General features: G+C 72.2%; 25 protein-coding genes. 15 read left to right on the forward strand and 10 right to left on the reverse strand.

Annotated elements, in window-relative coordinates; translation table 11 throughout:
• Positions 1–95: 95 nt before the first annotated feature.
• From AB0I66_RS19380 to AB0I66_RS19405, 6 genes are all read left to right on the forward strand, one after another.
• Complete coding sequence (locus AB0I66_RS19380) at positions 96–449, forward strand: DUF6113 family protein (protein WP_363209400.1); 354 nt, start codon at positions 96–98, stop codon at positions 447–449.
• 170 nt (positions 450–619) lie between these two features.
• The gene (locus AB0I66_RS19385) at positions 620–2,815 is read left to right on the forward strand and encodes a hypothetical protein (protein WP_363209084.1); all 2,196 of its coding nucleotides are present in this window, start codon (positions 620–622) and stop codon (positions 2,813–2,815) included.
• A 158-nt stretch (positions 2,816–2,973) separates the two neighbouring features.
• Positions 2,974–3,936 (forward strand): ABC transporter ATP-binding protein, encoded by a 963-nt coding sequence (locus AB0I66_RS19390; RefSeq protein ID WP_363209085.1) that lies wholly within the window; start codon positions 2,974–2,976, stop codon positions 3,934–3,936.
• Entirely contained in the window at positions 3,930–4,664 is a 735-nt protein-coding gene (locus AB0I66_RS19395; RefSeq protein WP_363209086.1) for an ABC transporter permease, read from the forward strand. Before AB0I66_RS19390 ends, AB0I66_RS19395 begins: the two co-directional genes overlap by 7 nt.
• Before the next feature lie 50 nt (positions 4,665–4,714).
• The gene (locus AB0I66_RS19400; protein WP_363209401.1) at positions 4,715–5,935 is read left to right on the forward strand and encodes a sensor histidine kinase; all 1,221 of its coding nucleotides are present in this window, start codon (positions 4,715–4,717) and stop codon (positions 5,933–5,935) included.
• Positions 5,932–6,561 carry a response regulator transcription factor gene (locus AB0I66_RS19405; protein WP_363209087.1) on the forward strand — a complete coding sequence of 210 codons (630 nt, stop codon included), beginning with the start codon at positions 5,932–5,934 and terminating at the stop codon, positions 6,559–6,561. Before AB0I66_RS19400 ends, AB0I66_RS19405 begins: the two co-directional genes overlap by 4 nt.
• 18 nt (positions 6,562–6,579) lie before the next feature.
• On the opposite strand, the gene AB0I66_RS19410 is transcribed toward AB0I66_RS19405, so the two are convergent.
• Both AB0I66_RS19410 and AB0I66_RS19415 read right to left on the reverse strand, forming a co-directional pair.
• Positions 6,580–7,422: a transglutaminase-like domain-containing protein gene (locus tag AB0I66_RS19410; RefSeq protein ID WP_363209088.1), complete on the reverse strand. Its 843-nt coding sequence runs from the start codon at positions 7,420–7,422 to the stop codon at positions 6,580–6,582.
• A 69-nt stretch (positions 7,423–7,491) separates the two neighbouring features.
• Positions 7,492–8,022, reverse strand: coding sequence for a DUF2000 domain-containing protein (locus AB0I66_RS19415; protein WP_363209089.1), 531 nt, complete (start codon positions 8,020–8,022; stop codon positions 7,492–7,494).
• On the opposite strand from AB0I66_RS19415, the gene AB0I66_RS19420 reads away from it, so the two are divergent.
• Positions 8,021–8,830 (forward strand): AraC family transcriptional regulator, encoded by an 810-nt coding sequence (locus tag AB0I66_RS19420; RefSeq protein ID WP_363209090.1) that lies wholly within the window; start codon positions 8,021–8,023, stop codon positions 8,828–8,830. The two genes, AB0I66_RS19415 and AB0I66_RS19420, sit on opposite strands and share 2 nt — an antisense overlap.
• On the opposite strand, the gene AB0I66_RS19425 is transcribed toward AB0I66_RS19420, so the two are convergent.
• Together AB0I66_RS19425 and AB0I66_RS19430 are read right to left on the reverse strand one after the other, a co-directional pair.
• Complete coding sequence (locus AB0I66_RS19425; protein ID WP_363209091.1) at positions 8,823–9,659, reverse strand: transglutaminase-like domain-containing protein; 837 nt, start codon at positions 9,657–9,659, stop codon at positions 8,823–8,825. The genes AB0I66_RS19420 and AB0I66_RS19425 overlap by 8 nt on opposite strands.
• Before the next feature lie 40 nt (positions 9,660–9,699).
• Positions 9,700–10,719 (reverse strand): GNAT family N-acetyltransferase, encoded by a 1,020-nt coding sequence (locus tag AB0I66_RS19430; RefSeq protein ID WP_363209092.1) that lies wholly within the window; start codon positions 10,717–10,719, stop codon positions 9,700–9,702.
• A 143-nt stretch (positions 10,720–10,862) separates the two neighbouring features.
• Here AB0I66_RS19430 and fdxA point away from each other — a divergent pair, with 143 nt between their 5' ends.
• Together fdxA and AB0I66_RS19440 are read left to right on the forward strand one after the other, a co-directional pair.
• Positions 10,863–11,183: a ferredoxin gene (gene fdxA / locus AB0I66_RS19435; RefSeq protein WP_030573070.1), complete on the forward strand. Its 321-nt coding sequence runs from the start codon at positions 10,863–10,865 to the stop codon at positions 11,181–11,183.
• Between the two features lie 106 nt (positions 11,184–11,289).
• Positions 11,290–12,393 carry a bifunctional succinyldiaminopimelate transaminase/glutamate-prephenate aminotransferase gene (locus AB0I66_RS19440; protein WP_363209093.1) on the forward strand — a complete coding sequence of 368 codons (1,104 nt, stop codon included), beginning with the start codon at positions 11,290–11,292 and terminating at the stop codon, positions 12,391–12,393.
• On the opposite strand, the gene AB0I66_RS19445 is transcribed toward AB0I66_RS19440, so the two are convergent.
• Complete coding sequence (locus AB0I66_RS19445; protein ID WP_363209094.1) at positions 12,306–13,550, reverse strand: MFS transporter; 1,245 nt, start codon at positions 13,548–13,550, stop codon at positions 12,306–12,308. The genes AB0I66_RS19440 and AB0I66_RS19445 overlap by 88 nt on opposite strands.
• Before the next feature lie 81 nt (positions 13,551–13,631).
• On the opposite strand from AB0I66_RS19445, the gene AB0I66_RS19450 reads away from it, so the two are divergent.
• Positions 13,632–14,612 (forward strand): ArsR family transcriptional regulator, encoded by a 981-nt coding sequence (locus tag AB0I66_RS19450; protein ID WP_363209095.1) that lies wholly within the window; start codon positions 13,632–13,634, stop codon positions 14,610–14,612.
• Positions 14,613–14,685: 73 nt separating this feature from the next.
• On the opposite strand, the gene AB0I66_RS19455 is transcribed toward AB0I66_RS19450, so the two are convergent.
• Positions 14,686–15,156, reverse strand: a complete 471-nt coding sequence (locus AB0I66_RS19455) for an ATP-binding protein (RefSeq protein WP_363209096.1) — start codon at positions 15,154–15,156, stop codon at positions 14,686–14,688.
• Positions 15,157–15,459: 303 nt separating this feature from the next.
• Positions 15,460–16,389, reverse strand: coding sequence for a heavy metal transporter (locus AB0I66_RS19460; RefSeq protein WP_363209097.1), 930 nt, complete (start codon positions 16,387–16,389; stop codon positions 15,460–15,462).
• A 62-nt stretch (positions 16,390–16,451) separates the two neighbouring features.
• Here AB0I66_RS19460 and dapE point away from each other — a divergent pair, with 62 nt between their 5' ends.
• Together dapE and AB0I66_RS19470 are read left to right on the forward strand one after the other, a co-directional pair.
• On the forward strand, positions 16,452–17,543 hold the full coding sequence (dapE, locus tag AB0I66_RS19465; protein ID WP_363209098.1) for a succinyl-diaminopimelate desuccinylase: 1,092 nt from the start codon (positions 16,452–16,454) through the stop codon (positions 17,541–17,543).
• An 88-nt stretch (positions 17,544–17,631) separates the two neighbouring features.
• On the forward strand, positions 17,632–18,387 hold the full coding sequence (locus AB0I66_RS19470; protein WP_363209099.1) for a TIGR00730 family Rossman fold protein: 756 nt from the start codon (positions 17,632–17,634) through the stop codon (positions 18,385–18,387).
• Positions 18,388–18,441: 54 nt separating this feature from the next.
• Here the strand turns inward: AB0I66_RS19470 and folP are convergent, their stop codons facing one another.
• Positions 18,442–19,302 (reverse strand): dihydropteroate synthase, encoded by an 861-nt coding sequence (folP, locus tag AB0I66_RS19475; RefSeq protein WP_363209100.1) that lies wholly within the window; start codon positions 19,300–19,302, stop codon positions 18,442–18,444.
• 124 nt (positions 19,303–19,426) lie between these two features.
• Between folP and AB0I66_RS19480 the strand changes: the two genes are divergently transcribed.
• Both AB0I66_RS19480 and AB0I66_RS19485 read left to right on the forward strand, forming a co-directional pair.
• Positions 19,427–19,849: a DivIVA domain-containing protein gene (locus tag AB0I66_RS19480; RefSeq protein WP_363209101.1), complete on the forward strand. Its 423-nt coding sequence runs from the start codon at positions 19,427–19,429 to the stop codon at positions 19,847–19,849.
• Positions 19,846–20,445 (forward strand): DNA-3-methyladenine glycosylase I, encoded by a 600-nt coding sequence (locus AB0I66_RS19485; protein ID WP_363209102.1) that lies wholly within the window; start codon positions 19,846–19,848, stop codon positions 20,443–20,445. The genes AB0I66_RS19480 and AB0I66_RS19485 overlap by 4 nt, the downstream gene beginning before the upstream one ends.
• Here AB0I66_RS19485 and AB0I66_RS19490 read toward each other — a convergent pair.
• Positions 20,442–21,242 carry an enoyl-CoA hydratase-related protein gene (locus AB0I66_RS19490; protein ID WP_363209103.1) on the reverse strand — a complete coding sequence of 267 codons (801 nt, stop codon included), beginning with the start codon at positions 21,240–21,242 and terminating at the stop codon, positions 20,442–20,444. The genes AB0I66_RS19485 and AB0I66_RS19490 overlap by 4 nt on opposite strands.
• A gap of 319 nt (positions 21,243–21,561) precedes the next feature.
• On the opposite strand from AB0I66_RS19490, the gene AB0I66_RS19495 reads away from it, so the two are divergent.
• Positions 21,562–21,729 (forward strand): DUF3117 domain-containing protein, encoded by a 168-nt coding sequence (locus tag AB0I66_RS19495; RefSeq protein ID WP_003966491.1) that lies wholly within the window; start codon positions 21,562–21,564, stop codon positions 21,727–21,729.
• Positions 21,730–21,825: 96 nt separating this feature from the next.
• Here AB0I66_RS19495 and AB0I66_RS19500 read toward each other — a convergent pair whose 3' ends face one another.
• Entirely contained in the window at positions 21,826–22,524 is a 699-nt protein-coding gene (locus AB0I66_RS19500) for an O-methyltransferase (protein WP_363209402.1), read from the reverse strand.
• Positions 22,525–22,655: the final 131 nt, after the last annotated feature.

A 22,655-nucleotide genomic window follows, 5' to 3' on the forward strand; every position in this document is an offset into this window, starting at 1 on the left:
GTGCCACGTCGGCATCGTCGCCGGCTTCCGGTTCGTCGTCCGCCGCGTCCCCGCCGGGCGGCAGCGCCCTCGCGCAGCCGCTCAATTTCGGCCGCATCGCCTCGTACGGAGGCCTCTTCGTGCTGGGAGCGGTCGTCGGCGCCGCGGGCGCGCTCGTCCAAGGGGCCTGGTTCCCGGGCGGGTTGCTGCTCGCGCTCCTCGGGGCCGCGGGGCTCTTCCACGGAGGGGCGCGTGCCGTCGGCACCAGAGCGGGGGCGGTCGCGCCGGCGGCGGGCTGGCTCGTATCCGTCATGCTGCTCACGGCCAGCCGGCCCGAGGGGGACTTCCTCTTCGGGGCGGGACTCGGCTCGTACGCCTACCTGCTGGGCGGGATGGCGGTCGCTGTGATGTGTGCCACCCTCGGGCAGCGACCGCAACCAGGCGGGCCCGCCGCCCGACTTGGCAAGTGACGTACCACTTCAACCCGTGTCCCGCACGGGTTTGACGGCGGTCACAGGATGAGTGCCGACGGCGGCCAGTATGGTGGTGCGCGCCGCCGAGCCTCCCCCAGCCTCCGGCCGGAGGGAATTTCCTTCCGCGCGGGGAGCACGGGCGGCGGAGCCAACCGGGAGAACCTGCCTTGAGTCGTGAAACTGACAGTTCGTCCTCCGGGCCCCAGGGGCGCGGTGGAGCCGCATACCCCTCGGGGACGCCGCCGTACGGCTCCCCGGCGCAGGGCGCCGCGTCGGACGGCGCCGTGGACGGCGCGCAGCGGCAGGCCGCCGACGAGCGGCCCGACGAGCCCAAGACCGAGACCACGCTGACCACGCGTATCCGGATCAACATTCCCGGGTCGCGGCCCATCCCACCGGTCGTCATGCGCACGCCCGTCGTGGACAGCGACCCCGGCGCCTCACGTCCGCTGGACGGGGGCCGCGCGGCGGCCGACGCCGCTGACGGCGCCGGGCGCCCGGGAGCCGCGAACGGCGCGGGCGGACCCGGTTCCGCCGGGCTTCCCGCATCGGGCTCCGCGCCCGCGGGGCCTGCCGCCGCCGGGCCCTCGTCGCCCTCCGCTCCGGCGGAGGAGAAGACGAGCGACTGGTTCGCGCCGCGCAAGAGCGGTCCGGCGACGGCCGGCGGGAACACCGCGTCCGGCAACGCCGCGCCCGGTTCCGGAAATTCGGGGAGCTCGGGAAGCAACGGCTCCGGTACGGGCTCCTTCGACGTGTCCGGCGCCGTGGCGGCCGGTCCGCTCGGCACGGGTGCGCCGCAGGGCGGCGACCCGCAGCGCGGGGACCTGCCGTACTTCTCCGGAGGTGCCGCGGGCGACGGCGGCCGTGGTCCTTCTGGGCCGACCGGCGGACCGGTGACCGGCGAAGGACCGCTGGCGCCGAAGCCCGCCGATCCGTCCCACCCGGCGAACCAGGCCAACCCGGCGGGCCGGGCGAACCCGATGGCGGCCCCCAATCAGGGTGGACCCGGCAATCCCGGCAACCAGGGCAACCCCGGCAATCGCCCCAACCCGGCCAATCCCGCGGCCCGTTCAGGCGCGGGTGCCGGTGCCCCCGTGATGGGCGACGACACCGCCATCCTCACGCCGCAGAAGGCGGGCCCGCTCCAGGGCCCCGGCGGCGGCCCGCGGCCCCCGGCCGCAGGCGGTCCGGTCCCCGGCGGCCCCGGCTCCATCCCGGGCGGCCCGAGCGCGCCCTCGCCCGGGACCAACGTCTCCGGCGACACCCTGACCAGCGGCATCCCCGTGGTGCCGCCCGCGCAGAACTCGCCGTTCGCCACGGCCCCGCAGTCCGACGGGCCCGTGCCGCACACGCCGCCCAAGCTGCCCGAGCCGGTGCAGCCGAACGTGCCCGTCGCCGCGGCTCCGCCCAAGAAGAAGGGGCGCAACAAGCTCGTCCTCGTGGCCGTCGCCGTGGTCGTCGTGGCCTGCGGTGCGTACGGCGCGGGGCTGTTGATGAACCACGCCGACGTGCCCAAGGGCACCACTGCGTTCGGCGTCGACATCGGCGGCGGCACGCGTGACGAGGCCGTCAAGAAGCTCGACGCGGGGATCGGCGAGCGCGTCGCCAAGCCCCTGAAGCTGTCGGTCGACGGCGAGACGGTCACGCTCAGCCCGGACCAGGCGGGCCTGACCCTGGACAGCCAGGCGACTGTCCGCGAGGCCGCGGGCAGCGACTACAACCCCGTCTCGGTGATCGGTTCGCTCTTCGGCGGCGCGCGCGTCGCCGAGCCCGTCATGCCCGTGGACGAGGAGAAGCTGGCGGCCGCCCTGGAGCGCGCCGCGGGCGGCTCCGGCTCGGCCAAGGAGGGCACGGTCAAGTTCGTGCCCGGCAAGGCCGTTCCCGTGTACGGCAAGGCGGGCAACGGCATTGACGTCGCCGCGTCGACGAAGGCCGTCTCGGAGGCTTACAAGAAGCAGGTCGAGACCGGCAGCGCCGGCACCGTCGCGCTGCCCGTCACGACCCGCAAGCCGACCGTGCCGAACGCCGAGGTCGACAAGTTCATGACGCGCTTCGCGAAGCCCGCCATGTCCGCCAACGTCACGATCAAGGCGGGCAACGCGTCGATCCCGTTCGGCCCGGCGAAGTCGCTGCCGAAGGTGCTCGAGACGAAGGTGCTCAAGAACGGCACGCTGCAGGTGCACTACGACACCGTCGAGCTCAAGAAGCTCTACGGCAACGTCTTCGACGGCATCCTGATCCAGCGCGGCAACGGCGACAAGACCCCGGTCCAGCCGACGGACGTGGCCGCCGCGATGAACAAGGCGCTGATCGGCAAGACGCCGGCGGAGCGGATCGGTGTGATCGAGACCGACGCCGGCTGATTCCGGTACGTGCGGAAGGACGGAGGCCGGACGGTTCGTGACATCGAACCGTCCGGCCTTCCGCATGCCGTGACGCGACGTGGCATGACATCTGTCATCCCGGACCCGGCACACACGACACTGCCGCCGTCGCCCCGCCCCCGGCGACGATGGGGCGCATGACGACGACCGCAGCACCGCCCGTCACCGCGGTGAGCTTCGAGAACGTGACCAAGAGCTATGGGGACGTGCGCGCGGTGGACGCGCTCACGCTCGATCTGCGCCCCGGCGAGACCGTCGCACTCCTCGGGCCGAACGGCGCGGGCAAGTCCTCCACGCTCGACCTGCTCCTCGGCCTGCGCGACGCGGACAGCGGCACCGTGCGGGTCTTCGGCACGAGTCCGCGCCAGGCGATCACCGCGGGCCGGGTCGGCGCGATGCTGCAGAGCGGCGGCCTGATGGCGGAGGTCACCGTCCGCGAGCTGGTGCGGCTCGCCTGCGATCTACACCCGAGGCCGCACCGCGCGGACGACGTGCTGGCCGCCGCGGGTCTCACCCAGCTCGCCGACCGGAAGGTCGACAAGCTGTCCGGCGGGCAGGAACAGCGTGTGCGATTCGCTCTCGCGACCGCCGGAGCGAACGACCTGATCGTCCTCGACGAGCCGACCACCGGCATGGACGTCACCACGCGCCAGGCCTTCTGGGCGACCATGCGCGAGCAGGCCGATCAGGGGCGCACGGTCCTGTTCGCCACGCACTACCTGGAGGAGGCCGACGCGATCGCGGACCGCGTCCTCGTCCTGCACCGCGGCCGGCTCCTCGCGGACGGCACGGCCGCCGAGATCAAGGCGATGGCCGGGGTGCGCAGGATCTCCTTCGACCTCTCGGAGCCGGACGCCGCGGTCGCGGAGAAGCTCGGCGCCCTGCCGTTCCTCGCCGCCGTCGACGTATCCGGCCACTCCGTACGCCTGCGGTCGACGGACGCCGACGCCACCGTGCACGCGCTCTACGGGCTCGGTCTTTACCCCCGCAACCTTGAGGTCGCGGGTCTCGGCCTGGAGCAGGCCTTCGTGGCGATCACCGCCGCCGAGGAGGCCAACAGGTCGGTCAAGGAGGCCGAGAAGGAGGCCGGGGCATGCTGATCAAGCTGGAGATCGTCCGCGCGCTGCGGAACAAGAAGTTCCTCTTCTTCTCGGTGATCTATCCGTCGATGCTCTTCCTGATCATCGCGGGCGGCCAGGACAGCAAGGAGACGGTGGGGGACACGGGGCTCGCGCTGCCCGCCTTCTTCATGGTGTCGATGGCCTCCTTCGGCGCCCTCACCGCCGTCCTCATGGGCAACAGCGAGCGCATCGCCAAGGAGCGCGAAAGCGGCTGGGTACGCCAACTGCGGCTGACGAGCCTGCCGGGGCGCGGCTACGTCATCGCGAAGACGGCGAGCGCCGCCGTGGTCAGCCTGCCCTCGATCGTCGTGGTGTTCGTGGTCGCCGCGGCCGTCAAGGACGTACGCCTTGAGGCCTGGCAGTGGCTCGCCCTGACCGGCGCGATCTGGGCGGGCAGCCTCGTCTTCGCCGCGCTCGGCGTGGCCATCGGCTATCTCGCGACCGGCGACGCCGTGCGCCCGATCACGATGATCGTGTACTTCGGGCTCTCCGTGCTCGGCGGCCTGTGGATGCCCACGGCGACCTTCCCGGGGTGGCTGAGCGACATCGCGACCTGGCTGCCGACCCATGCGTACGCTGCCCTCGGACAGGCCATCGAACTGGGCGAAGCCCCGCACGCGCAGGACGTCGTACTCCTCGTCGGGTACTTCGTCCTCTTCGCGGGCGGCGCGGCATGGCTGTACCGGAAGGACACATCGAAGGCGTGAGCGACACCGACCACACCGACCGCACCGACCGCACCGAGCGGGCCCACGTGCTGGACAGCTTCGGCCACCCGGTGGCGGACCGCCGCCAGTTGCTGACCAAGGCGCTCTGGATCGGCATCTGGCTGGTCTTCCTGGCCAGCCCGGTGGAGGACCTGCTTGGCGCGGACCGCGGGGCGGTGGCCACGGCGTTCGGCTGGCTCGGCCTCGCGGCCTTCGTGGTCTGCTATCTGACCCTGGTCTTCCGTTACACCTCCAGGGTGCTCGACTGGCGTGTGGTGCATGTGTCGTTCGGGGTGCTGCTGGCGCTGGCGGTCGTCCTCTCGTTCGCCTTCGGCACGGCCTGGCTCGGGCTCTTCGTGTACGTGGCCGTGTCCGCGGGGGCCGTGCTGCCACTGGGGCACGCGATGTGGGTCATCCCGGCCGTCACGGGCGTGATGATCGCGATCGGCCTGCGCACCGACAGCGTCGAGGACCTGCTCGGCAGTCTCGCCGTGCTGACCCTTCTGGTCGGCTTCGCGATGACCGGGGTGCGCCAGTTGGTGCGTACGACGATCCAGCTGCGCCAGGCGCGGGCCACCGTCGCCCAACTGGCCGCGAACGAGGAGCGGTTGCGGCTCGCCCGCGATCTGCACGACCTCCTCGGCCACTCGCTCTCCCTCATCACCCTGAAGAGCGAGCTGGCCGGACGCATGCTCCCGGCCCACCCCGACAAGGCCGCCCAGCAGGTGGCCGACATCGAGCAGGTCAGCCGCCAGGCCCTGGTGGACGTGCGCGAGGCGGTCTCCGGCTACCGCAGGCGCACCCTCGCCGGTGAGCTGGCGGGCGCGCGCACGGCGCTGACCGCGGCCGGTGTCGAAGCTGACGTACCGCTGGAGGCGCCCGTAGTGCTGCCCGGCGAGCGAGGCGAGACGGCGCTGGCCTGGGCGCTGCGCGAGGCGGTGACGAATGTCGTGCGGCACAGCGGTGCGCGCCGCTGCACGGTGGCGTTCACCGCACGGCACACCCTCGATGGGCCGGTGGTCGAGCTGACGGTGGAGGACGACGGCAGGGGTGGTTCCGTCGCCGCCCAGGGCAACGGCTTGGCGGGTCTGACCGAGCGCGTGGAGGCGGTCGGCGGTGTCCTCGACGTGGGTCCTGGCGCGCGCAGGGGCTTCCGGCTCACGGCGAGGGTGCCGCTGGAGCCGTCGGCGCGGGTGGACGAAGAGGCCGGTGAGGGGGAGGGCACCGGCGGGCCTGCTCCGGGATCTTCGGCCCTAGGAGCCTCCGCATGAGTACGAACAGTGCGGGGCCCGCCGTCAGGGTGCTCCTCGCCGAGGACCAGTCGATGGTCCGCGAGGCGCTGGCCGCGCTGCTCGGCCTGGAGCCGGACATCGAGGTGGTCGCGCAGGTGGCCCGCGGCGACGAGGTGCTTGCGGCGGCGCGCGAGCACGCGGTGGACGTGGCGCTCCTCGACATCGAGATGCCCGGCCGCACGGGCATCGAGGCGGCGGCCGAACTCCACGCGGAGCTCCCGGAGTTGAAGATCGTGGTCCTCACCACCTTCGGCCGCCCCGGGTATCTCCGCAGCGCCATGGAGGCAGGCGCCGACGCCTTCCTGGTCAAGGACGCCCCAGCGGCCCAGCTCGCCGACGCGGTCCGCAAGGTCCTCGCGGGGGAGCGGGTCATCGACCCCACGCTCGCGGCGGCCGCGCTCGCCGGAGGCGCGAACCCGCTGACCGACCGCGAGCGCGAGATCCTGCGTGCGGCGGCCGACGGCGCCACCAACGCCGAGCTGGCCACGGCCCTGCACCTCTCCGCGGGCACGGTCCGCAACTACCTCTCGACGGCCATCCAGAAACTCGCCGTACGCAACCGCGCCGAGGCGGTCAAGGTGGCCCGCGACAAGGGCTGGCTCTGAACCACCCCTCGCAAAGCGTCAGTTCAGCATCGCCCGCGCCCCATGTGCCTCCCGCCGCAGCCGTATCGCGGTCGCCTCGTCCGTCGCGGCAAGGGCGTCGGCGTACGTCTCGATCTCCAAGGCGCCCGCCAGGAAGTCGCCGCGCTGCACGAGGAGTTGGGCGCGGTCGTAGTGCAGCCGGTCGGAGTGCGCGGGCAGCAGCAGGGAGAGCTCGACCGCCCAGAGCGCGACGTCCGAGCGCTCGGGCCGGGCTGCCGCCCACGCGCGGATGTTGTTGAGGACGCGCAGGATGATGTCCAGGGGCCCGGCGGGACTCAGCATCGACGGCACGAGCGGCGCCCCCGTGGCCCCGGCGACCAGCAACTCCGCGTCCATGGGCGTCAATACGTCGCCGCCCGCGAAGGGATTGGCGAGGATCTGCTCGTCGTGACTGCCGAAGCCGACCACGAAGTGGCCGGGCAGGGCCACCCCGTGGACGGGCACGCCCGCACGACGGGCGACCTCGATCCACACCACCGAGAGCAGGATGGGCAGGCCTCTGCGCCGTCGGAGCACCTCGTGCAGCAGCGCGGACCGCAGGTGCTGGTATTCGCCGGGCCTGCCCTTGAACCCGTGGCGCGTGCCGAGCAGTTCGGCGAGCGCGAGTGCCCAGGGCCGGGGGCCGCCGGTCCTGTCGGGCAGCCGCTCGGCCAGCTGGTCGGCAAGGCGGTCGAGGATGCGCCGCGCCGCGCGCATGCCCGCGTCGTCGAGATCCGGGTCCGCCTCCGCGCCGATCAGCAGGCACAGCAGCGCGAGATCGGGCCGCGCCGCCCGTGCCTGATCGGCGAAGAGACGTCGCCGCTCGGGGGATTGGGGGTGCATAGGAGCTTCGTGCCCTGCCGGGCCGATCGATAGCGCTCCGATCTCACCCCTTGGCCTCGACCCCGTCGGTCAAGGGTGCATCCGGGCCCCTTTGAGGACCTTGTCGACCGCATTGCGCGGACCGTGCACGAGGAGCCCCACCAGGTCGAGCTGATCCGTCGGCACGGCGCGCACCGCGGCCCGGTTGTCCCGGTCGTTGCCGGTGGTGAACAGGTCGGACGTGAACACCGCCCTCGGCAGCGACCGCGAGAGGGCACGCTTGTGTGCGGCGGTCATGGTCTCCTTCGTCCCCTCGAAGACCAGGACGGGCTGGCGGATCATCGACAGATACGGGGTGCCGTCGGCGTCCTCGTACGGCTCGCCGATCACCTCGGGCGCCGCCGTGCCGAGCCCGCTGACCAGGAACGCGGTCACGTTGAGGCGCTGCCAGGGCTCCAGGTCGTCACGGAGCAGGACGGCGATCTTCGTGTCGAAGCGGACGGGGGCCTCGTCCGGCGTCGCGGCGGTGGCGGTGGCGGTGTCTGTCTCAGCGGTAGCGGTGGTTCTCATGCATTGAGACTGCCGAGTGGTCCGCCGCCGCGTCTTGTACGTTCTTTGCATGGTGGTCCGGCAGGAAATATCCGCATGGCGCCCGCCGGTCGCGGGTGTCGTGGAGGTCTTCCACGCCCACTTCACGGAGCACGCGTACCCCATGCACGTCCACGACGCGTGGACCCTGCTGATCGTCGACGACGGAGCCGTCCGCTACGACCTGGACCGCCACGAGCACGGCACTCCGGGCGACACCGTCTCCCTGCTGCCGCCCCAGGTCCCGCACAACGGCTCGCCCGCCACCCCCGGCGGCTTCCGCAAGCGCGTGCTCTACCTGGACATGACGCAGCTGGACGCCGGCCTCATCGGCGCCGCGGTGGACGGCCCCGACCTGGTCGACCCCGTCCTGCGCACCCGCGTGGGCCAGCTGCACACGGCTCTGGCGTGCCGGGGCGACGAGCTGGAGGCCGAGAGCCGCCTGACCCTGATCAGCGAGCGGCTGCGCGGCCACCTGCGCCCCAGGGCCACCACCGAGACCCCCGGCGACACGGGTCGGGGCGTCGCCCGGAACCTCCGTGACCTCCTCGACGAGCGGCTGCTCGACGGCGTGACCCTGGACGAGGCGGCGCGCCTGGTCCACGCCCACCCCACGCACCTGGTGCGCGCCTTCAGCGGGGCCTACGGCATCGCGCCGCACCAGTACGTGATGTCCCGCCGCGTCGACCGCGCCCGCCGTCTCCTCCTCGCGGGGCAGCCGCCGGGAGAGGTGGCGACCGCCGCCGGTTTCTACGACCAGTCGCACCTCACCCGGCATTTCAAGCGGATGGTGGGCATCGCGCCGGGGCGTTACGCCCGCACGTCCAAGACCCTCAGTTGAGCATCGCCCTGGCGGCCCGTGCCTGGTCCCGCACGCGGTCCGCCGTGGTCGGCTCCACCGCCGTCACCACGTCGGCGTACTCCTCCAGCTCGGCGGCGCCCGCGAGGAAGTCCCCTCGCTGGACCAGGAGTTGGGCCCGTTCGTAACGCAGCCGTGCCGGGTGGGCGGGCAGCAGCAGGGAGAGCTCAACGGCCCAGAGCGCGACGTCCGAGCGCTCGGGGCGGGCCGCCGCCCAGGCGCGGATGTTGTTCAGGATGCGCAGCACGATGTTCAGCGGATCGGCGGGCGTCAGCATCGACGCGGACACCGTGCCGCCCGAGGACCCGGCGACGAGCAGCTCCGCGTCCGCGCCCGTGAGCAGCCGCCCGCCGGCGAACGGGTCGGTGAGCACCTGCTCCTCGCGGGTGCCGAAACCGACCACGAAATGACCGGGAAGCGCGACGCCGTAGACGGGTGCTCCCGCCCGGCGGGCCACCTCGATCCACACCACCGAGAGCAGGATCGGAAGGCCGCGGCGCCGCCGAAGCACCTCGTGCAGCAGGGAGGACTCCAGGCGCTGGTAGTCGGCGGGCGTGCCCCTGAACCCGCATTGCGAGCCGAGGAGTTCGGCGAGGGCGGCCGCCCACTCCCGGGCCCCGCCGGGGCGGTAGGGGAGCTGCCCGGCGAGCCGGTCGAGCTCGATCTGCGCCGCGTCGATGCCGTCTTCGTCGAGCCCGGGGTCCGCCTCCGCGCTCAGCAGGAGGCACAGCAGGGACAGGTCGGGCCGCTCGGACCTGGCCTCCTCGGCGAACCGCCGCCGGGACGCGGCCGTCCTTGACTCCTCGTGCATGCGTGCCTCGTGCCTTACTTACCGAGCCGACCGGTAGGAGCTACCGAGCCGACGGGTATCGATAGTGGTGGTACGTGTGGTGCGCGGCGAAGCCAAGACCGCCGTACAGCGCCCGCGCACCTTCGTTGTCGTCCTCGACCTGCAGCCAGGCCGCCGAAGCGCCTTCGGCGAGCGCCTGCCGGGAGAGCGCGGCCATCACCGCCGTCGCCAGTCCCTGCCTGCGGTGCGCCGGATCCACCTCGACCGCCATGAATCCCGCCCAGCGTCCGTCCACGACGCACCGCCCGATCGCGGCGGGCCCCGCGTCAAAAGAGGCCCCGGGCACGGAAGCGAACCACACCGAGGGGCCGCCCGCCAGCACCTTGCGCACATGGGGCCCCGGCTCCTTGAACCGCTTGTACCGGCGCAGCCACGCCTCGTCGAAGGAGCGCGCCAGGAGCACCCGCTCCGCCCCTGCTCCGGGCACGTCCGCGTCGCCGAGGGGCGCGAGCGCGCCGACGTGGATCGCGGAGCTCACCTCGCGCTCCCAGCCCCGGTCATCGAGCTCGGCGCAGAGCAGCTCCTGGGTGTCCTCGGTCCCGGTCGCGGTCTGGATGTACGCGGGCAGCTCCCGCTCCGCGTACCACTGACGTACCTGCGCGAGGGCCTCGTCCAGCGGCCGTCCGGGATCGCCCAGCGGCAGCACCGAGTTGGCCCGCCGGGTGAATCCGGCCGCCGCGCGCAGCTCCCACTCGCCGAGCTGCTCGCTCTCCACGGGCGGCCAGGCGCGCGCCGCCACCCGGGCCAGCTCCCGGTAGGAGGCCGCCGGGCCCCGCCTGCGGGCCGGGGCGGAGGGGACCACCTTGCCCGCCACCAGGGAACTTTCCGGGATGTGGACACGCTCGCCGTCGCGGCGTGTGATCAGTACCACACCGTCGTCCCACGATGTGAGAACACCCACCGTGTCAGTGAACTTCTCCCCCGCCCCAGGCCCTTCGTTCAGGCGGCGTACCGACACCCGTTTGCCCACGTCAGCAGGGCTGATGCGCACCTCAAGCCGTCCGCCCGCAGTGAATTCCACAGCTCTGTATGCCCCTCCTGTTCGGATCATGCCCGGGAACGGAGATACTAGAGGCGGGCATCGACGACGCCGCGCTCCCGCGCGCCAGGCGAGCGGAGCCTGAGGACGGCCCGCCAACGCCCGTATCGAGGAGGAACGACAGCGTGACCTACGTCATCGCGCAGCCTTGTGTCGACGTCAAGGACAAGGCGTGCATCGAGGAGTGCCCGGTCGACTGCATTTACGAGGGCTCCCGGTCCTTGTACATCCACCCGGACGAATGCGTCGACTGCGGAGCCTGCGAACCGGTCTGCCCGGTCGAGGCGATCTTCTACGAGGACGACACTCCTGAAGAGTGGAAGGACTACTACAAGGCGAACGTCGAGTTCTTCGACGAGCTCGGATCGCCCGGTGGTGCCAGCAAGCTCGGCCTGATCGAGCGCGACCACGCCTTCATCGCCGCATTGCCGCCGCAGAACCAGTAACGGCGGCTTGAAGCGCCGCCCCGGTCCCGTACGGCACAAGTCGCCGTGCGGGACCGAGGCATTTCCCCATACACGCAGGACGTACACGCAGTACGGGAGTCAGCACGTGTCCGTAGTCTCCGGTCTCTCCGGCCGCCTTCCCGCCTTCCCCTGGGACAAGCTCGAGCCGTACAAGGCCACGGCGGCCGCCCACTCCGGCGGCATCGTCGACCTGTCGGTGGGCACCCCGGTCGACCCGGTCCCCGAGCTGATCCAGAAAGCGCTGGTCGCGGCGGCGGACTCGCCGGGCTACCCGACGGTGTGGGGCACGCCCGAGCTGCGTGACGCGCTCACCGGCTGGTGCGAGCGGCGCCTCGGCGCACGCGACGTGACGCACCGGAACGTGCTGCCGGTCGTGGGCTCCAAGGAACTGGTGGCCTGGCTCCCGACGCAGCTGGGCCTCGGCCCGGGTGACGTCGTCGCCTACCCGCGCCTCGCCTACCCGACGTACGAGGTGGGCGCGCGCCTGGCCCGCGCCGAGTACGTCTCGTACGACGACCCAACCGAGCTGGACCCGACGAACCTCAAGCTCCTCTGGCTCAACTCGCCCTCGAACCCGACCGGCCGCGTCCTGTCCAAGGACGAGCTGACCCGCACGGTCGCCTGGGCGCGCGAGCACGGGGTGCTCCTGGTGAGCGACGAGTGCTACCTCGAACTGGGCTGGGAGGCGGAGCCGGTCTCGGTCCTGCACCCGGACGTGTGCGGCGGTTCCTTCGAAGGGATCGTCGCCGTCCACTCGCTCTCCAAGCGGTCCAACCTGGCGGGCTACCGCGCCGCGTTCATCGCCGGGGACGCGGACGTCCTCGGTGAGCTGCTGCAGATCCGCAAGCACGGCGGCATGATGACGTCCGCGCCGACGCAGGCGGCCGTCGTCGCGGCGCTCGGCGACGACGAGCACGTGCGCGAGCAGCGCGAGCGGTACCTGGCCCGGCGCACCGCCCTGCGCGAGGCTCTCCTGAAGCACGGCTTCCGCATCGAGCACAGCGAGGCGAGCCTCTACCTCTGGGCGACCCGCGACGAGTCCTGCTGGGACACCGTCGGGCACCTCGCGGAGCTGGGCATCCTCGTGGCGCCCGGCGATTTCTACGGCCCGGCGGGCGACCGCTTCGTCCGCGTGGCGCTCACGGCGTCGGACGAGCGCGTGGCCGCGGCGGTCGAGCGGCTCGCCTGAGCCGCTGACCGCAGCCCCGGGGCGAGGGCGAGCGTGACGGCGACGGACGCCATGGCGAGCACGGTCATGGCGGCCGGAGCCGACGTCAGCTGGGCGACGCCGCCCGCGAGCGCGGCGCCCACGCCCTGCATCGTCAGCATCCCGGACGTGTGCAGGCCAAGGGCGTGCCCGCTCAACTCGTCCGGCGTCAGGGCCATCAGCTGCTCCTGGAGCAGCAGGCTCGCCGAGAACCCGACCGAGGCGAGTGTCACCGCCGTCAGGGCCACGGGCAGCTCGGGCCGCAGCGCGAAGACGAGATACGGGACGGCGAGCAGCAGCCGCAGCGGCGCCCCGAGCCGCTCCCGCCACCGGCGCGACAGGAACCGCCCGGTCAGCACGTCCCCCGCGAGCATCCCGAACGCGGCAAAGGCGAACAGGAGCCCCGCGCGTTCGGGGTCGAACGGCACGAAAAGCGACTCGCACCCCACGATCAGACCGTTGGGCACCCACAGCGCGAGATAGACCGAGCGGCGCGGCCGGGACGACCAGAGCAGCCCGTTCGTACGCCAGGTCGCGCCGATCGAGGGGCGGCCGGTGGCGCGTGGCGCCCTGCGGGTGAGCCCGACGCGGGCGGCGACCGCGGCGGCCAGATACAGCGCGGCGCCGGCGAGCAGCGTGCCGCGCGGCGAGAACACGGTGACCAGCACACCGCCGAGTCCGAAGCCGCAGATCTGCATGGTGCCGCCCGACATGTTGATCACCGAGCGGCCCAGGAGGAAACCCTCCCGGGAGAGGATCTCGTTGAGCAGCCCGTAGCGCACGCCGCCGCCGAGCGAGGCCAGGCTCCCGAGCACCAGGAGCAGCGCGAAGGCGGCCCACAGCGGCAGACCGGGGATGGCCTGAGCGGCGGTGGCCACGGCGAAGAACAGCGCGAGGCCCGCCGACGCACCGCGTGGCGGCAGCCGGTCGGCCGCCGACAGCAGACAGGCGGCGCCCACGACCTGGGCGAGCGCGGGGCCGAACATGCCGAGCGAGGAGAGCAGCGGCGAGCCGGTCCTGTCGTAGATCAGCGTGCCCAGGGCCAGGCCGCTCACCGTCTGGGCCGCCGCAAGGAAAGAGGCGCTCAGGAAGAACGGGGTGAACTCCGGGGTGCGGAAGAGCTCGCGGTAGGTGCGCATGCGGGGAGTCTTCGGGGGCCTCGCGCAGGGGGGTTAATGTTTCGCGCGGAGGCGAAAGGTGCCGGGGGAAGGGGCTGCGGCATGGGCTGGTGGCAGATCAACGCGGACACCCTCGCGGGCAGCCGCTTCGTCGTCTCACCGCTGGCGGAGACGACCGCGAGCCTCATCTCCCTGGAGCGCCGCACGGTCACGCACCCGGGGGAACGCGCCTGGCTCGACGCCCATCTGCCCGCCTACCGCGAACGGCTCGCCGCCGATCCCGGCCTTGCTGAGCTGGTGCGGGCCGCGCTCGGTGAGCGGACGCGCTGGATCGCGGACTTCCTCACGCCGACGCCGACGGGCGAGGGCGAACCCTCCTTCTCCGAGGAGCTGGCGCGCATCCGCGAGATCCCCGACGAGGCGGCCCGCGCCCACCTGACGGTGGCCCACGGCGGCCCGCTCCCCGAGACGCTCCGGCGCTCCGGCGCTCCGGAGCTGATGGCGGACCTCCTGGAGTGGGTGTGGACGCGGACGGTGCTGCCGCGCTGGCCCCGCGTCCGTACGGTCATCGAGGCCGATGTCATCGCGCGCACCGCCCAGTTGAGCCAGGGCGGCTGGGCCGAGGCGCTGAACGGCATGCGGCCGGGGATGCGCTGGCTGGGGGAGAGCAGGCTGCAGATCAACACCCACGAGTACCCGCCGCGCGAGATCTCCGGGGCGCGCCTTGTCTTCGTGCCGGTGACACCCCCGCAGGGCTGGGTCTCGTGGGACGCGGCGGACCGGTACGCGGTGGTGTATCCGTGCTCGGGGGTGCTCGCTGACGCCGACCGGCCGACGGCGGTGCCCGAGGCGCTCGGCAGGCTCCTGGGCCCCGCGCGGGCGGGAGTCCTCGTGCTCCTCGCGACGCCGAAGAGCACCTCGCAGCTGGTGACGCTGACGGGGCAGGGGCTCGGCTCGGTGGGCCGCCATCTGCGGGTGCTGCTGGACGCGGGGCTCGTACGGAGGCGGCGTACGGGGCGTGCGGTGCTGTATTTCCGTACGGCGGCGGGGGAGGTCCTGATCGAGGCGCAGCGGGACGGGTGAGGCGTGCGGCGGCCGACGCGCGAGGAGGGCCCGGAGCCAGTGGCTCCGGGCCCTCCTCTCAGATGTGCGGCGGTCAGCCGAGCGGCAGGCTCTTGACCGGCAGCTGGTCGGTGGGCAGTCCGCCCTTGGTGACCGCGTCCGTCGGCAGGCCCTCGCCGACGGTGTCGGTCGGCAGGCCGCCCTTGGTGGCGGTGCCCGCGGTGTCGCCGACCACGTCACCGGCGCTGCCCGCGAGGTCGCCCGCGGCCTTCTGCGCGGCGGGAGTCGCGGTCTTGGCGCCCGATCCGACGACCTTGCCCGCGGTCGGCACGCCCTTCTTCACGGCCTTGCTGCCGGTCTCACCCGCGAGACCGGTGGTGTTCTGAGCTGCGCCGTCGACGGTGTTGCCCAGACCGGCACTGTCCAGGGCGGAGACACCGCCCAGGTCGGGGGCGGCCGGAAGCTGGGCGGCGCTTGCGGAGCCGGCCGCACCGACCACGGGAGCCGCCCCCGCTGCGATGAGCAGCGCGGCGCGGGCGATCCGGCGGGTCAGGGGGAGGGACATGATGCTCCTTCAGACGGGGGAGAACGTTGGTGTGTCCGGCCGGATGGGGCCCGGCGTTCGGACGCAGTGACTACCGCTCGAAGCCCTCGAAGGTTGCGGTGGGCCAACGCAAAGAATTGGCAATGCATCGCATAATCTGCTGTGGATAAAAACGGGCAAAACGATCAGCTCACGCGAGGCTGCTGAAACGTCAATGCCCGGTGCTGGCAAGGGGTCCGGTGGGTGTCGACGTGACTGCGCGAACCTCTGGGCGGCGCTTCGTCCGTGAGTGATCGGCGTGACTCGATCGAGTGATCAGCCGTACTACTGCCCAAGGACGATTCGGACGTCGCCCGCGCCCGCCCCGCCGTCCGTGGGCCGCCCGTCCGCGCCCGTCGCGCCCGCCTTGCCCGGCTTGCGCCATTCCATCCGCGAGCCCTCGGCGCTCCACTCCCGGCCGCCGTACGAGACGCGCTCGATGCCGAGCGCGGACGCCTGGGCCACCGCCCAGTGCGCGAGCTCCCAGCCCCGCTGCGCGCCGCCGCCCCCGGCGCCGGACGCCGTGGAACTGACCGGCACGGTGACACTGCCGCTGCCGCCCTCCGGTGCCACCTCGCGGCCGAAGTCGCGGACCAGGGCGGCCCGTACCTTCGCCGGATCGCCCGGCTCGTCGGCCGTGCGGCCCTCGCAGGTGAGGGTGGCGGGGGCGCGGCCGGTCAGCGCGGCGGCGAGCAGCACGGCGTCCGGCTCGTGCTTCGCGTACGCCTGGGGGTATCCGCTGCGCTGTACGCGCTGCGCGGCGACGGTCAGGGGGAGCCGTGAATAGCCCGGGACGTCCTTGAGGTGGTCGTAGAAACGCGCCGCCGAGTACGCCGGGTCCATGATCTGCTTCTCGTTGCCCCAGCCCTGTGAGGGCCGCTGCTGGAAGAGGCCGAGCGAGTCCCGGTCACCATGGCTGATGTTGCGGAGCCCCGACTCCTGCAGGGCCGTCGCCAGGGCGATGGTGACCGCACGCTCCGGCATGCCGCGGGAGGTGCCCACGGCGGCGACCGTCGCCGCGTTCTCCGCCTGCTCGGCGCCGAATTCGTACGACGCGCCGTCGCCGTTTCCCGAGACGACCTGGCAGCGCGGCGCGGCCTTGCCCCCGAAGACGTACTGGACGACCACATAGCCCACGAGCGCGAGCAGGACCGCGACCGCGGCCCCGATACGGAGGAGGCGGCCGCGCCGGACGAGGGTGGGGGGCTCAGGCACGCGACCAAGGTACTGGAGGCCACCGACAGGGCGGCGCGCCGAGGGGCGTTAGGGTCGAAACCATGGCTCAGACCTCACACGACGCGTCGCTCGACCTCACGCTCGACGCTGCCGCGCTCACCGCCCAGCTGGTCGACTTCCCGTCGCCGAGCGGCCAGGAGAAGGCCCTCGCGGACGCGATCGAGACGGCCCTGCGCGGCCTGCCGCACCTCACGGTCGACCGGCACGGCAACAACGTGGTGGCCCGCACGAACCTGGGCCGGGCCGAGCGCGTGATCCTCGCCGGGCACATCGACACGGTCCCGATCGCGGACAACGTGCCCTCGCGCCTGGACGAGGACGGCATCCTGTGGGGCTGCGGCACCTGCGACATGAAGTCGGGCGTCGCCGTCCAGCTGCGCATCGCGCAGACCGTGACCGAGCCGAACCGCGACCTCACCTTCGTCTTCTACGACAACGAAGAGGTCGCCGCCCACCTGAACGGCCTCGGCCACGTCGCCGAGGCCCACCCCGACTGGCTCGCGGGCGACTTCGCGGTCCTCCTGGAGCCGACGGACAACCAGGTCGAGGGCGGCTGCCAGGGCACCCTGCGGGTCTTCCTGAAGACGAAGGGCACGCGCGCGCACTCCGCGCGCGCGTGGATGGGCTCGAACGCCATCCACAAGGCCGCGCCGATCCTCGCGAAGCTCGCCGCGTACGAGCCGCGCAAGCCGGTCGTCGACGGCCTCCAATACCACGAGGGCCTCAACGCCGTACGCGTCGAGGGCGGCGTCGCGACCAACGTCATCCCCGACGAGTGCACCGTCGTCGTCAACTTCCGCTACGCGCCGGACCGCTCCGAGGACGAGGCACTCGCCTTCGTGCGCGACTACTTCGCCGACTGCGAGATCGACGAGTTCATCGTCGACGACCACACGGGCGCCGCGCGCCCCGGCCTGGACCACCCGGCCGCCGCGGCCTTCATGGCGGCGGTCGGCGGCACGGCCCAGCCCAAGTTCGGCTGGACGGACGTCTCCCGCTTCAGCGCGCTCGGCGTGCCCGCCGTGAACTACAGCCCGGGCAACCCGCTGCTCGCCCACAAGATCGACGAGAGGGTGCAGGCCTCCCTCATCCCTGAGGCGGAGAAGCGGCTCAGCGCCTGGTTGACATCCTGAGTTCTGTTGAGGATGCGACGCCTGTAACGCCCGTAGACCTACGCTGAAGTGGCACGTCGAGCAAGAGTGTCAGCGGAAGGGGATGTTCATGGGTAGTCCAGAAGGGCAGGGCCCGCGGGACGAGCAGCACTTGGGGCCCGTGGTGCGGCGGCGTGAGCAGATCACCCCGGGCACCACGGACCAGCGTCTCCTCGACACCGACGGCGAGGGTCAGTCGGAGTGGGTGCACACCGACCCCTGGCGGGTCATGCGCATCCAGTCGGAGTTCGTCGAGGGCTTCGGCGCGCTCGCCGAACTTCCCAGCGCCATCAGCGTCTTCGGCTCGGCACGCACGCCGGTCGGATCGCTGGAGTACGAGGCGGGCATCCGCATCGGCAAGGCGCTCGTCGACGCGGGCTTCGCCGTGATCACCGGGGGCGGCCCCGGCGCCATGGAGGCCGCCAACAGGGGCGCGCGCGAGGCCAAGGGCGTCTCCGTCGGCCTCGGCATCGAGCTGCCCTTCGAGCAGGGCCTCAACGAACACGTCGACATCGGTGTGAACTTCCGCTACTTCTTCGTGCGGAAGACCATGTTCGTGAAGTACGCCCAGGGCTTCGTGGTGCTGCCCGGCGGCCTCGGCACCCTGGACGAGCTCTTCGAGGCGCTCACGCTCGTCCAGACCCGCAAGGTGACCCGCTTCCCGATCGTCCTCTTCGGTTCGCAGTACTGGGGCGGACTCGTCGACTGGCTGCGCGACACGGTGGTGGCGGGCGGCAAGGCGTCCGAGCACGACCTGCACCTCTTCCACGTCACGGACGACGTGGACGAGGCGGTCGCCCTGGTCACCAAGGAAGTCGGCCGCTAAGGCCCCTCTGCCGGGCGGGCCCACACCTGGCCCGTCCGGTGGCCGTACGCCCCGCTACGCCAGTCCCCGGCGCGCCACGGCCGGGTCCCGGTGCCCGGCGATGGTGGCGACCATGTCCAGGACCTGCCGCGTCTCGGCGACCTCGTGCACCCGGTACACCTGCGCGCCCAGCCACGCCGACACCGCGGTCGTGGCCAGCGTCCCGAGCACCCGCTCCTTGACCGGCTTGTCGAGCGTCTCGCCGACGAAGTCCTTGTTGGACAGGGACACCAGGACGGGCCACCCGGTGTCGACCATCTCCCCGAGCCGCCGCGTCGCCTCCAGCGAATGCCGCGTGTTCTTCCCGAAGTCGTGCCCGGGGTCGATCATCACGGACTCACGCGGCACCCCGAGCGCGACCGCGCGCTCGGCCAGGCCGAGGGTGACCGAGAGGATGTCGGCCATGACGTCGTCGTACGCAAGCCGGTGGGGGCGGGTACGCGGCTCCGCGCCGCCCGCGTGCGTGCACACCAGCCCCACGCCATAGCGCGCGGCGACCTCCGCGAGCCGGGGATCGACACCGCCCCACGCGTCGTTCAGGAGGTCCGCGCCCGCCTCGCAGACCGCCTCACCGACCTCGTGCCTCCACGTGTCAACGCTGATGACGACATCGGGGAACCGCTTGCGCACGTCGGCGACGAATCCGACCGTACGGCGCGCCTCCTCCGCGGCCGTCACCTCCTCGCCGGGACCGGCCTTGACCCCGCCGATGTCGATGATGGCGGCGCCCTCCGACACCGCCTGCTCCACGCGGGCGAGCGCGGGCTCGTCACGGAACGTGGCGCCCTGGTCGTAGAAGGAGTCAGGGGTCCGGTTCACGATCGCCATGATCACCGGCTCGTGCGCGTCGAATTCACGCCTGCCAAGCCTGAGCATCCCCTGTGAGCCTCCTTCGTCGGTGCCGTGGTCCGGCCGCCTGCGACCTTAACTGTCACAGGGGCATGGCACGATCAGGGCCTGACAGTTTCAGCACGGCAGTCGAGCGTGGGGGCCTGAAGAGATGGTCTTGTTCTTGTTCCTGGTCATCGCCCTCGTCGTGGTGGTCGGCGCGGTGACTCTGGCCGTCGTGGGCGGCGGGGAGCGCGCCGTGCTGCCCGACGTGCCGGCCGAGCGGTTCACCGACCCGCTGCCGCCGGACCGCGCCCTGCGCCGCGCGGACGTGGAGGCGCTGCGCTTCCCGCTGACCGTGCGGGGCTATCGGATGGCGGACGTGGACGACGCGCTCGGCCGTGTCGCCGCCGAACTCGCCGAGCGTGACGCCCACATCGCGGAGCTGGAGGCGGCCCTCGCGGGCGCCCAGGCCACCGCGGTCGGCGGCCCCGGCCTCCTCAAGACGCACGCCCCGGCGATGCCCGAGGACCAGACGGCCCCGCAGACACCGAAGTTCGTGAAGGACACGGCCGAAGAGGAGGACGGACGGTGAGCGGCGACGCGGTGGCCGGCCCGGACGGCAGACTCCGCTGCCCCTGGGGCCTCTCGACCGAGGACTACGTGGCGTACCACGACGAGGAGTGGGGCCGCCCGGTCCACGGGGACGACGCCCTCTACGAACGGCTCTGCCTGGAGGCCTTCCAGTCGGGCCTCTCCTGGATCACGATCCTGCGCCGCCGCGAGGGCTTCCGCGCCGCCTTCGCGCACTTCGAGATCGCGAAGGTCGCGCGTTTCACGGACACCGACCGGGAGCGGCTCCTCGCCGACCCCGGCATCATCCGCAACCGCGCCAAGGTCGACGCGACCCTCGCCAACGCGCGCGTGCTCGCCGGCTGGTCCGAGGGAGAGCTCGACGAGCTCATCTGGTCGCACGCCCCGGACCCGGCATCCCGCAAGGCCCCGGGCGCGCTGGCCGACGTACCGGCGATCACGCCCGAGTCCACGGCCCTGTCCAAGGCCCTGAAGAAGCGCGGCATCCGATTCGTCGGCCCCACCACGGCGTACGCCCTGATGCAGGCCTGCGGCCTGGTGAACGACCACCTGGAGGACTGCGTGATCCGCGTCCCCCGGGACGGCCGGAGCGGCTAGCGGCCCAGGTACTTGGGCTTCGCCTTGTCCAGGAACGCCTGGACGGCGATCGCGTGGTCCTCGGACGCGCCCGCCTTCGCCTGGAGCTCGTCCTCCCTCTCCAGGGCCTCCTCCAGGGTGTGGCCCGCCGCGTAGGCGAGCGACTCCTTGAGGGCCCCGTAGGCGAGGGTGGGGCCCTCGGCCAGGGTGCGGGCCAGCTTCTCGGCCTCGGCCGCCAACTCGGCCTCGGGGACGACCCGGTTGGCGATGCCCAGGTCGTACGCCTCCTGCGCGCCGATGTTGCGCGGGAACAGCAGCAGGTCGCTCGCGCGGCCGGGGCCGATCACGCGCTGCAGCGTCCAGGAGACGCCCGAGTCGGCGGTCAGCGCGACCCCGGCGAAGGACGTGTTGAAACGCGCGGTGTCCGCGACGATCCGGTAGTCGGCGGCGAGGGCGAAGCCGAGACCCGCGCCCGCCGCGACGCCGTTGACCCCGGCGACGACCGGCTTGGCCATCCCGGTCAGCGCGCGCAGGACGGGGTTGTAGTGCTCCCGCACCGTGCTCATCGTCTGTCCGGTGCCCGCGGCGCGGTCCGCCATGAGGGAACCGACGTGTTCTTTCAGGTCCTGCCCCACACAGAAGGCGCGCCCGGTCGCGGTGAGCAGTACGGCACGGACCGCGGGGTCCGACCCGGCCGACTCCACCGCCTCCCGCAGGGCGACCTTGGCCTCGATGTTCATCGCGTTCATCGCCTCGGGGCGGTTGAGCGTGATGGTCGCGAGCCCGTCGCTCACCTCGTAGAGCACGGTGTCGGCCATGGTGAATCCCCTCCAGTGGTCCTGCGCCGGTCATCTTTGTCGAGCCCAGCATGACGGAGATCATCGGGCTCCGACATGAGGGGAGATATGTGACCTGCGTCAAAGAATTCCTGGCCATGGAGGCGTAAGGGGCGGCGAAGTATCGCAGCCACATCGCCGAATTGAGTGGTTTTGCGGGCGCGCGTTGCGCAAGCGATGCAGACCGATGTTGGTCATCGGGTCCTGCCATGCGGGATAATGGCCTGGAAGCAATGTGTTCGATGCCGGTGACACCTGGGTTGTCGGCTGCGATGAGCTGGTTTCAGGAAGGGGAACGAGCATGGCGGCCATGAAGCCGCGAACGGGCGACGGCCCGCTCGAGGTGACCAAGGAGGGGCGGGGCATCGTCATGCGCGTTCCGCTCGAAGGCGGCGGGCGACTTGTCGTCGAACTGACTCCGGACGAGGCCGATGCACTCGGCGACGCCCTGAAGAAGGTCGTCGGCTGACGCGGAAGCGCCCACACTTTTCACTGCCCCGGCATCGTCAAGACATGCCGGGGCAGTGCTATGTCCGGGTTCAAAGGGGTGCGGGGACGTGGGGGGCTAGCGCTTGACGGCGCACAGGAGGCCGTCGCCCACGGGGAGCAGCGCCGGCATCAGGTCCTGGCTCTCGCGCACGGTGCGCAGGAGCTCGCGGATGCGCAGCACCTCGACGGGCTGCGGGCCGGAGTCCACCGTCCGGCCGTCGGAGAAGGCGCCCTCGAAGCAGACGAGCCCGCCGGGGCGCAGCAGGCGCAACGATTCAGCGAGGTAGTCCAGGTACTCCGTGCGGTCGCCGTCACAGAACACGAGGTCGTAGCCGCCGTCCGCCAGGCGCGGGAGTACGTCGAGTGCGCGGCCGGGGATGAAGCGCGCGCGGTTGCCGGCGAACCCGGCGGCGCGGAAGGCCTCCCGGGCGAACTGCTGGCGCTCGGGCTCGGGGTCGACGGTGGTCAGCACGCCGTCGGGCCGCATTCCGTGCAGCAGGTGGAGCCCGGACACGCCCGTGCCCGTCCCGATCTCGGCGACGGCCTTGGCGTCCGCCGTGGCGGCCAGCAGGCGCAGCGCGGCGCCGGTACCGGGAGACACCGAGGGCACGCCCGCGTCCTGGGCCCGGTCACGGGCCCAGCGTGTGGCCTCGTCCTCGGCGACAAAGGCGTCGGCGAACGCCCAGCTCGTCTGCCGGTTGCCGGTAATGGCCCTCTCCTGTCCCCGTGGGTGCCTGGCCGTGACTGTATCCGTTGGGGGTGGGAACCCGCAGATGGGACCGGGCGTTTAGTAGGGGTAGGCGGACGCCGGGGGTAACGAATGGATCAAGACTGGCTGCGGGCCCTGCGACCAGGCAGGACACCTGGCAGGAAGCCCGTACCAAATTCCAGTAAAAACGCTTATCC

This window comes from Streptomyces sp. NPDC050439, assembly GCF_040655335.1.
Taxonomy (GTDB): domain Bacteria; phylum Actinomycetota; class Actinomycetes; order Streptomycetales; family Streptomycetaceae; genus Streptomyces.

Excerpts from the sequence above, each read along its gene's own strand:
- folP (WP_363209100.1), bottom strand. The coding sequence starts at position 19,302 with ATGCTCAGGCTTGGCAGGCGTGAATTCGACGCGCACGAGCCGGTGATC.
- AB0I66_RS19450 (WP_363209095.1), top strand. The coding sequence starts at position 13,632 with ATGGGCTGGTGGCAGATCAACGCGGACACCCTCGCGGGCAGCCGCTTC.
- AB0I66_RS19390 (WP_363209085.1), top strand. The coding sequence starts at position 2,974 with ATGACGACGACCGCAGCACCGCCCGTCACCGCGGTGAGCTTCGAGAAC.
- AB0I66_RS19415 (WP_363209089.1), bottom strand. The coding sequence starts at position 8,022 with ATGCAAAGAACGTACAAGACGCGGCGGCGGACCACTCGGCAGTCTCAA.
- AB0I66_RS19490 (WP_363209103.1), bottom strand. The coding sequence starts at position 21,242 with ATGGCCGACACCGTGCTCTACGAGGTGAGCGACGGGCTCGCGACCATC.
- AB0I66_RS19495 (WP_003966491.1), top strand. The coding sequence starts at position 21,562 with ATGGCGGCCATGAAGCCGCGAACGGGCGACGGCCCGCTCGAGGTGACC.
- AB0I66_RS19420 (WP_363209090.1), top strand. The coding sequence starts at position 8,021 with ATGGTGGTCCGGCAGGAAATATCCGCATGGCGCCCGCCGGTCGCGGGT.
- dapE (WP_363209098.1), top strand. The coding sequence starts at position 16,452 with ATGGCTCAGACCTCACACGACGCGTCGCTCGACCTCACGCTCGACGCT.
- AB0I66_RS19410 (WP_363209088.1), bottom strand. The coding sequence starts at position 7,422 with ATGCACCCCCAATCCCCCGAGCGGCGACGTCTCTTCGCCGATCAGGCA.
- AB0I66_RS19470 (WP_363209099.1), top strand. The coding sequence starts at position 17,632 with ATGGGTAGTCCAGAAGGGCAGGGCCCGCGGGACGAGCAGCACTTGGGG.
- AB0I66_RS19445 (WP_363209094.1), bottom strand. The coding sequence starts at position 13,550 with ATGCGCACCTACCGCGAGCTCTTCCGCACCCCGGAGTTCACCCCGTTC.
- AB0I66_RS19395 (WP_363209086.1), top strand. The coding sequence starts at position 3,930 with ATGCTGATCAAGCTGGAGATCGTCCGCGCGCTGCGGAACAAGAAGTTC.
- AB0I66_RS19425 (WP_363209091.1), bottom strand. The coding sequence starts at position 9,659 with ATGCACGAGGAGTCAAGGACGGCCGCGTCCCGGCGGCGGTTCGCCGAG.
- AB0I66_RS19480 (WP_363209101.1), top strand. The coding sequence starts at position 19,427 with ATGGTCTTGTTCTTGTTCCTGGTCATCGCCCTCGTCGTGGTGGTCGGC.
- AB0I66_RS19455 (WP_363209096.1), bottom strand. The coding sequence starts at position 15,156 with ATGTCCCTCCCCCTGACCCGCCGGATCGCCCGCGCCGCGCTGCTCATC.
- AB0I66_RS19405 (WP_363209087.1), top strand. The coding sequence starts at position 5,932 with ATGAGTACGAACAGTGCGGGGCCCGCCGTCAGGGTGCTCCTCGCCGAG.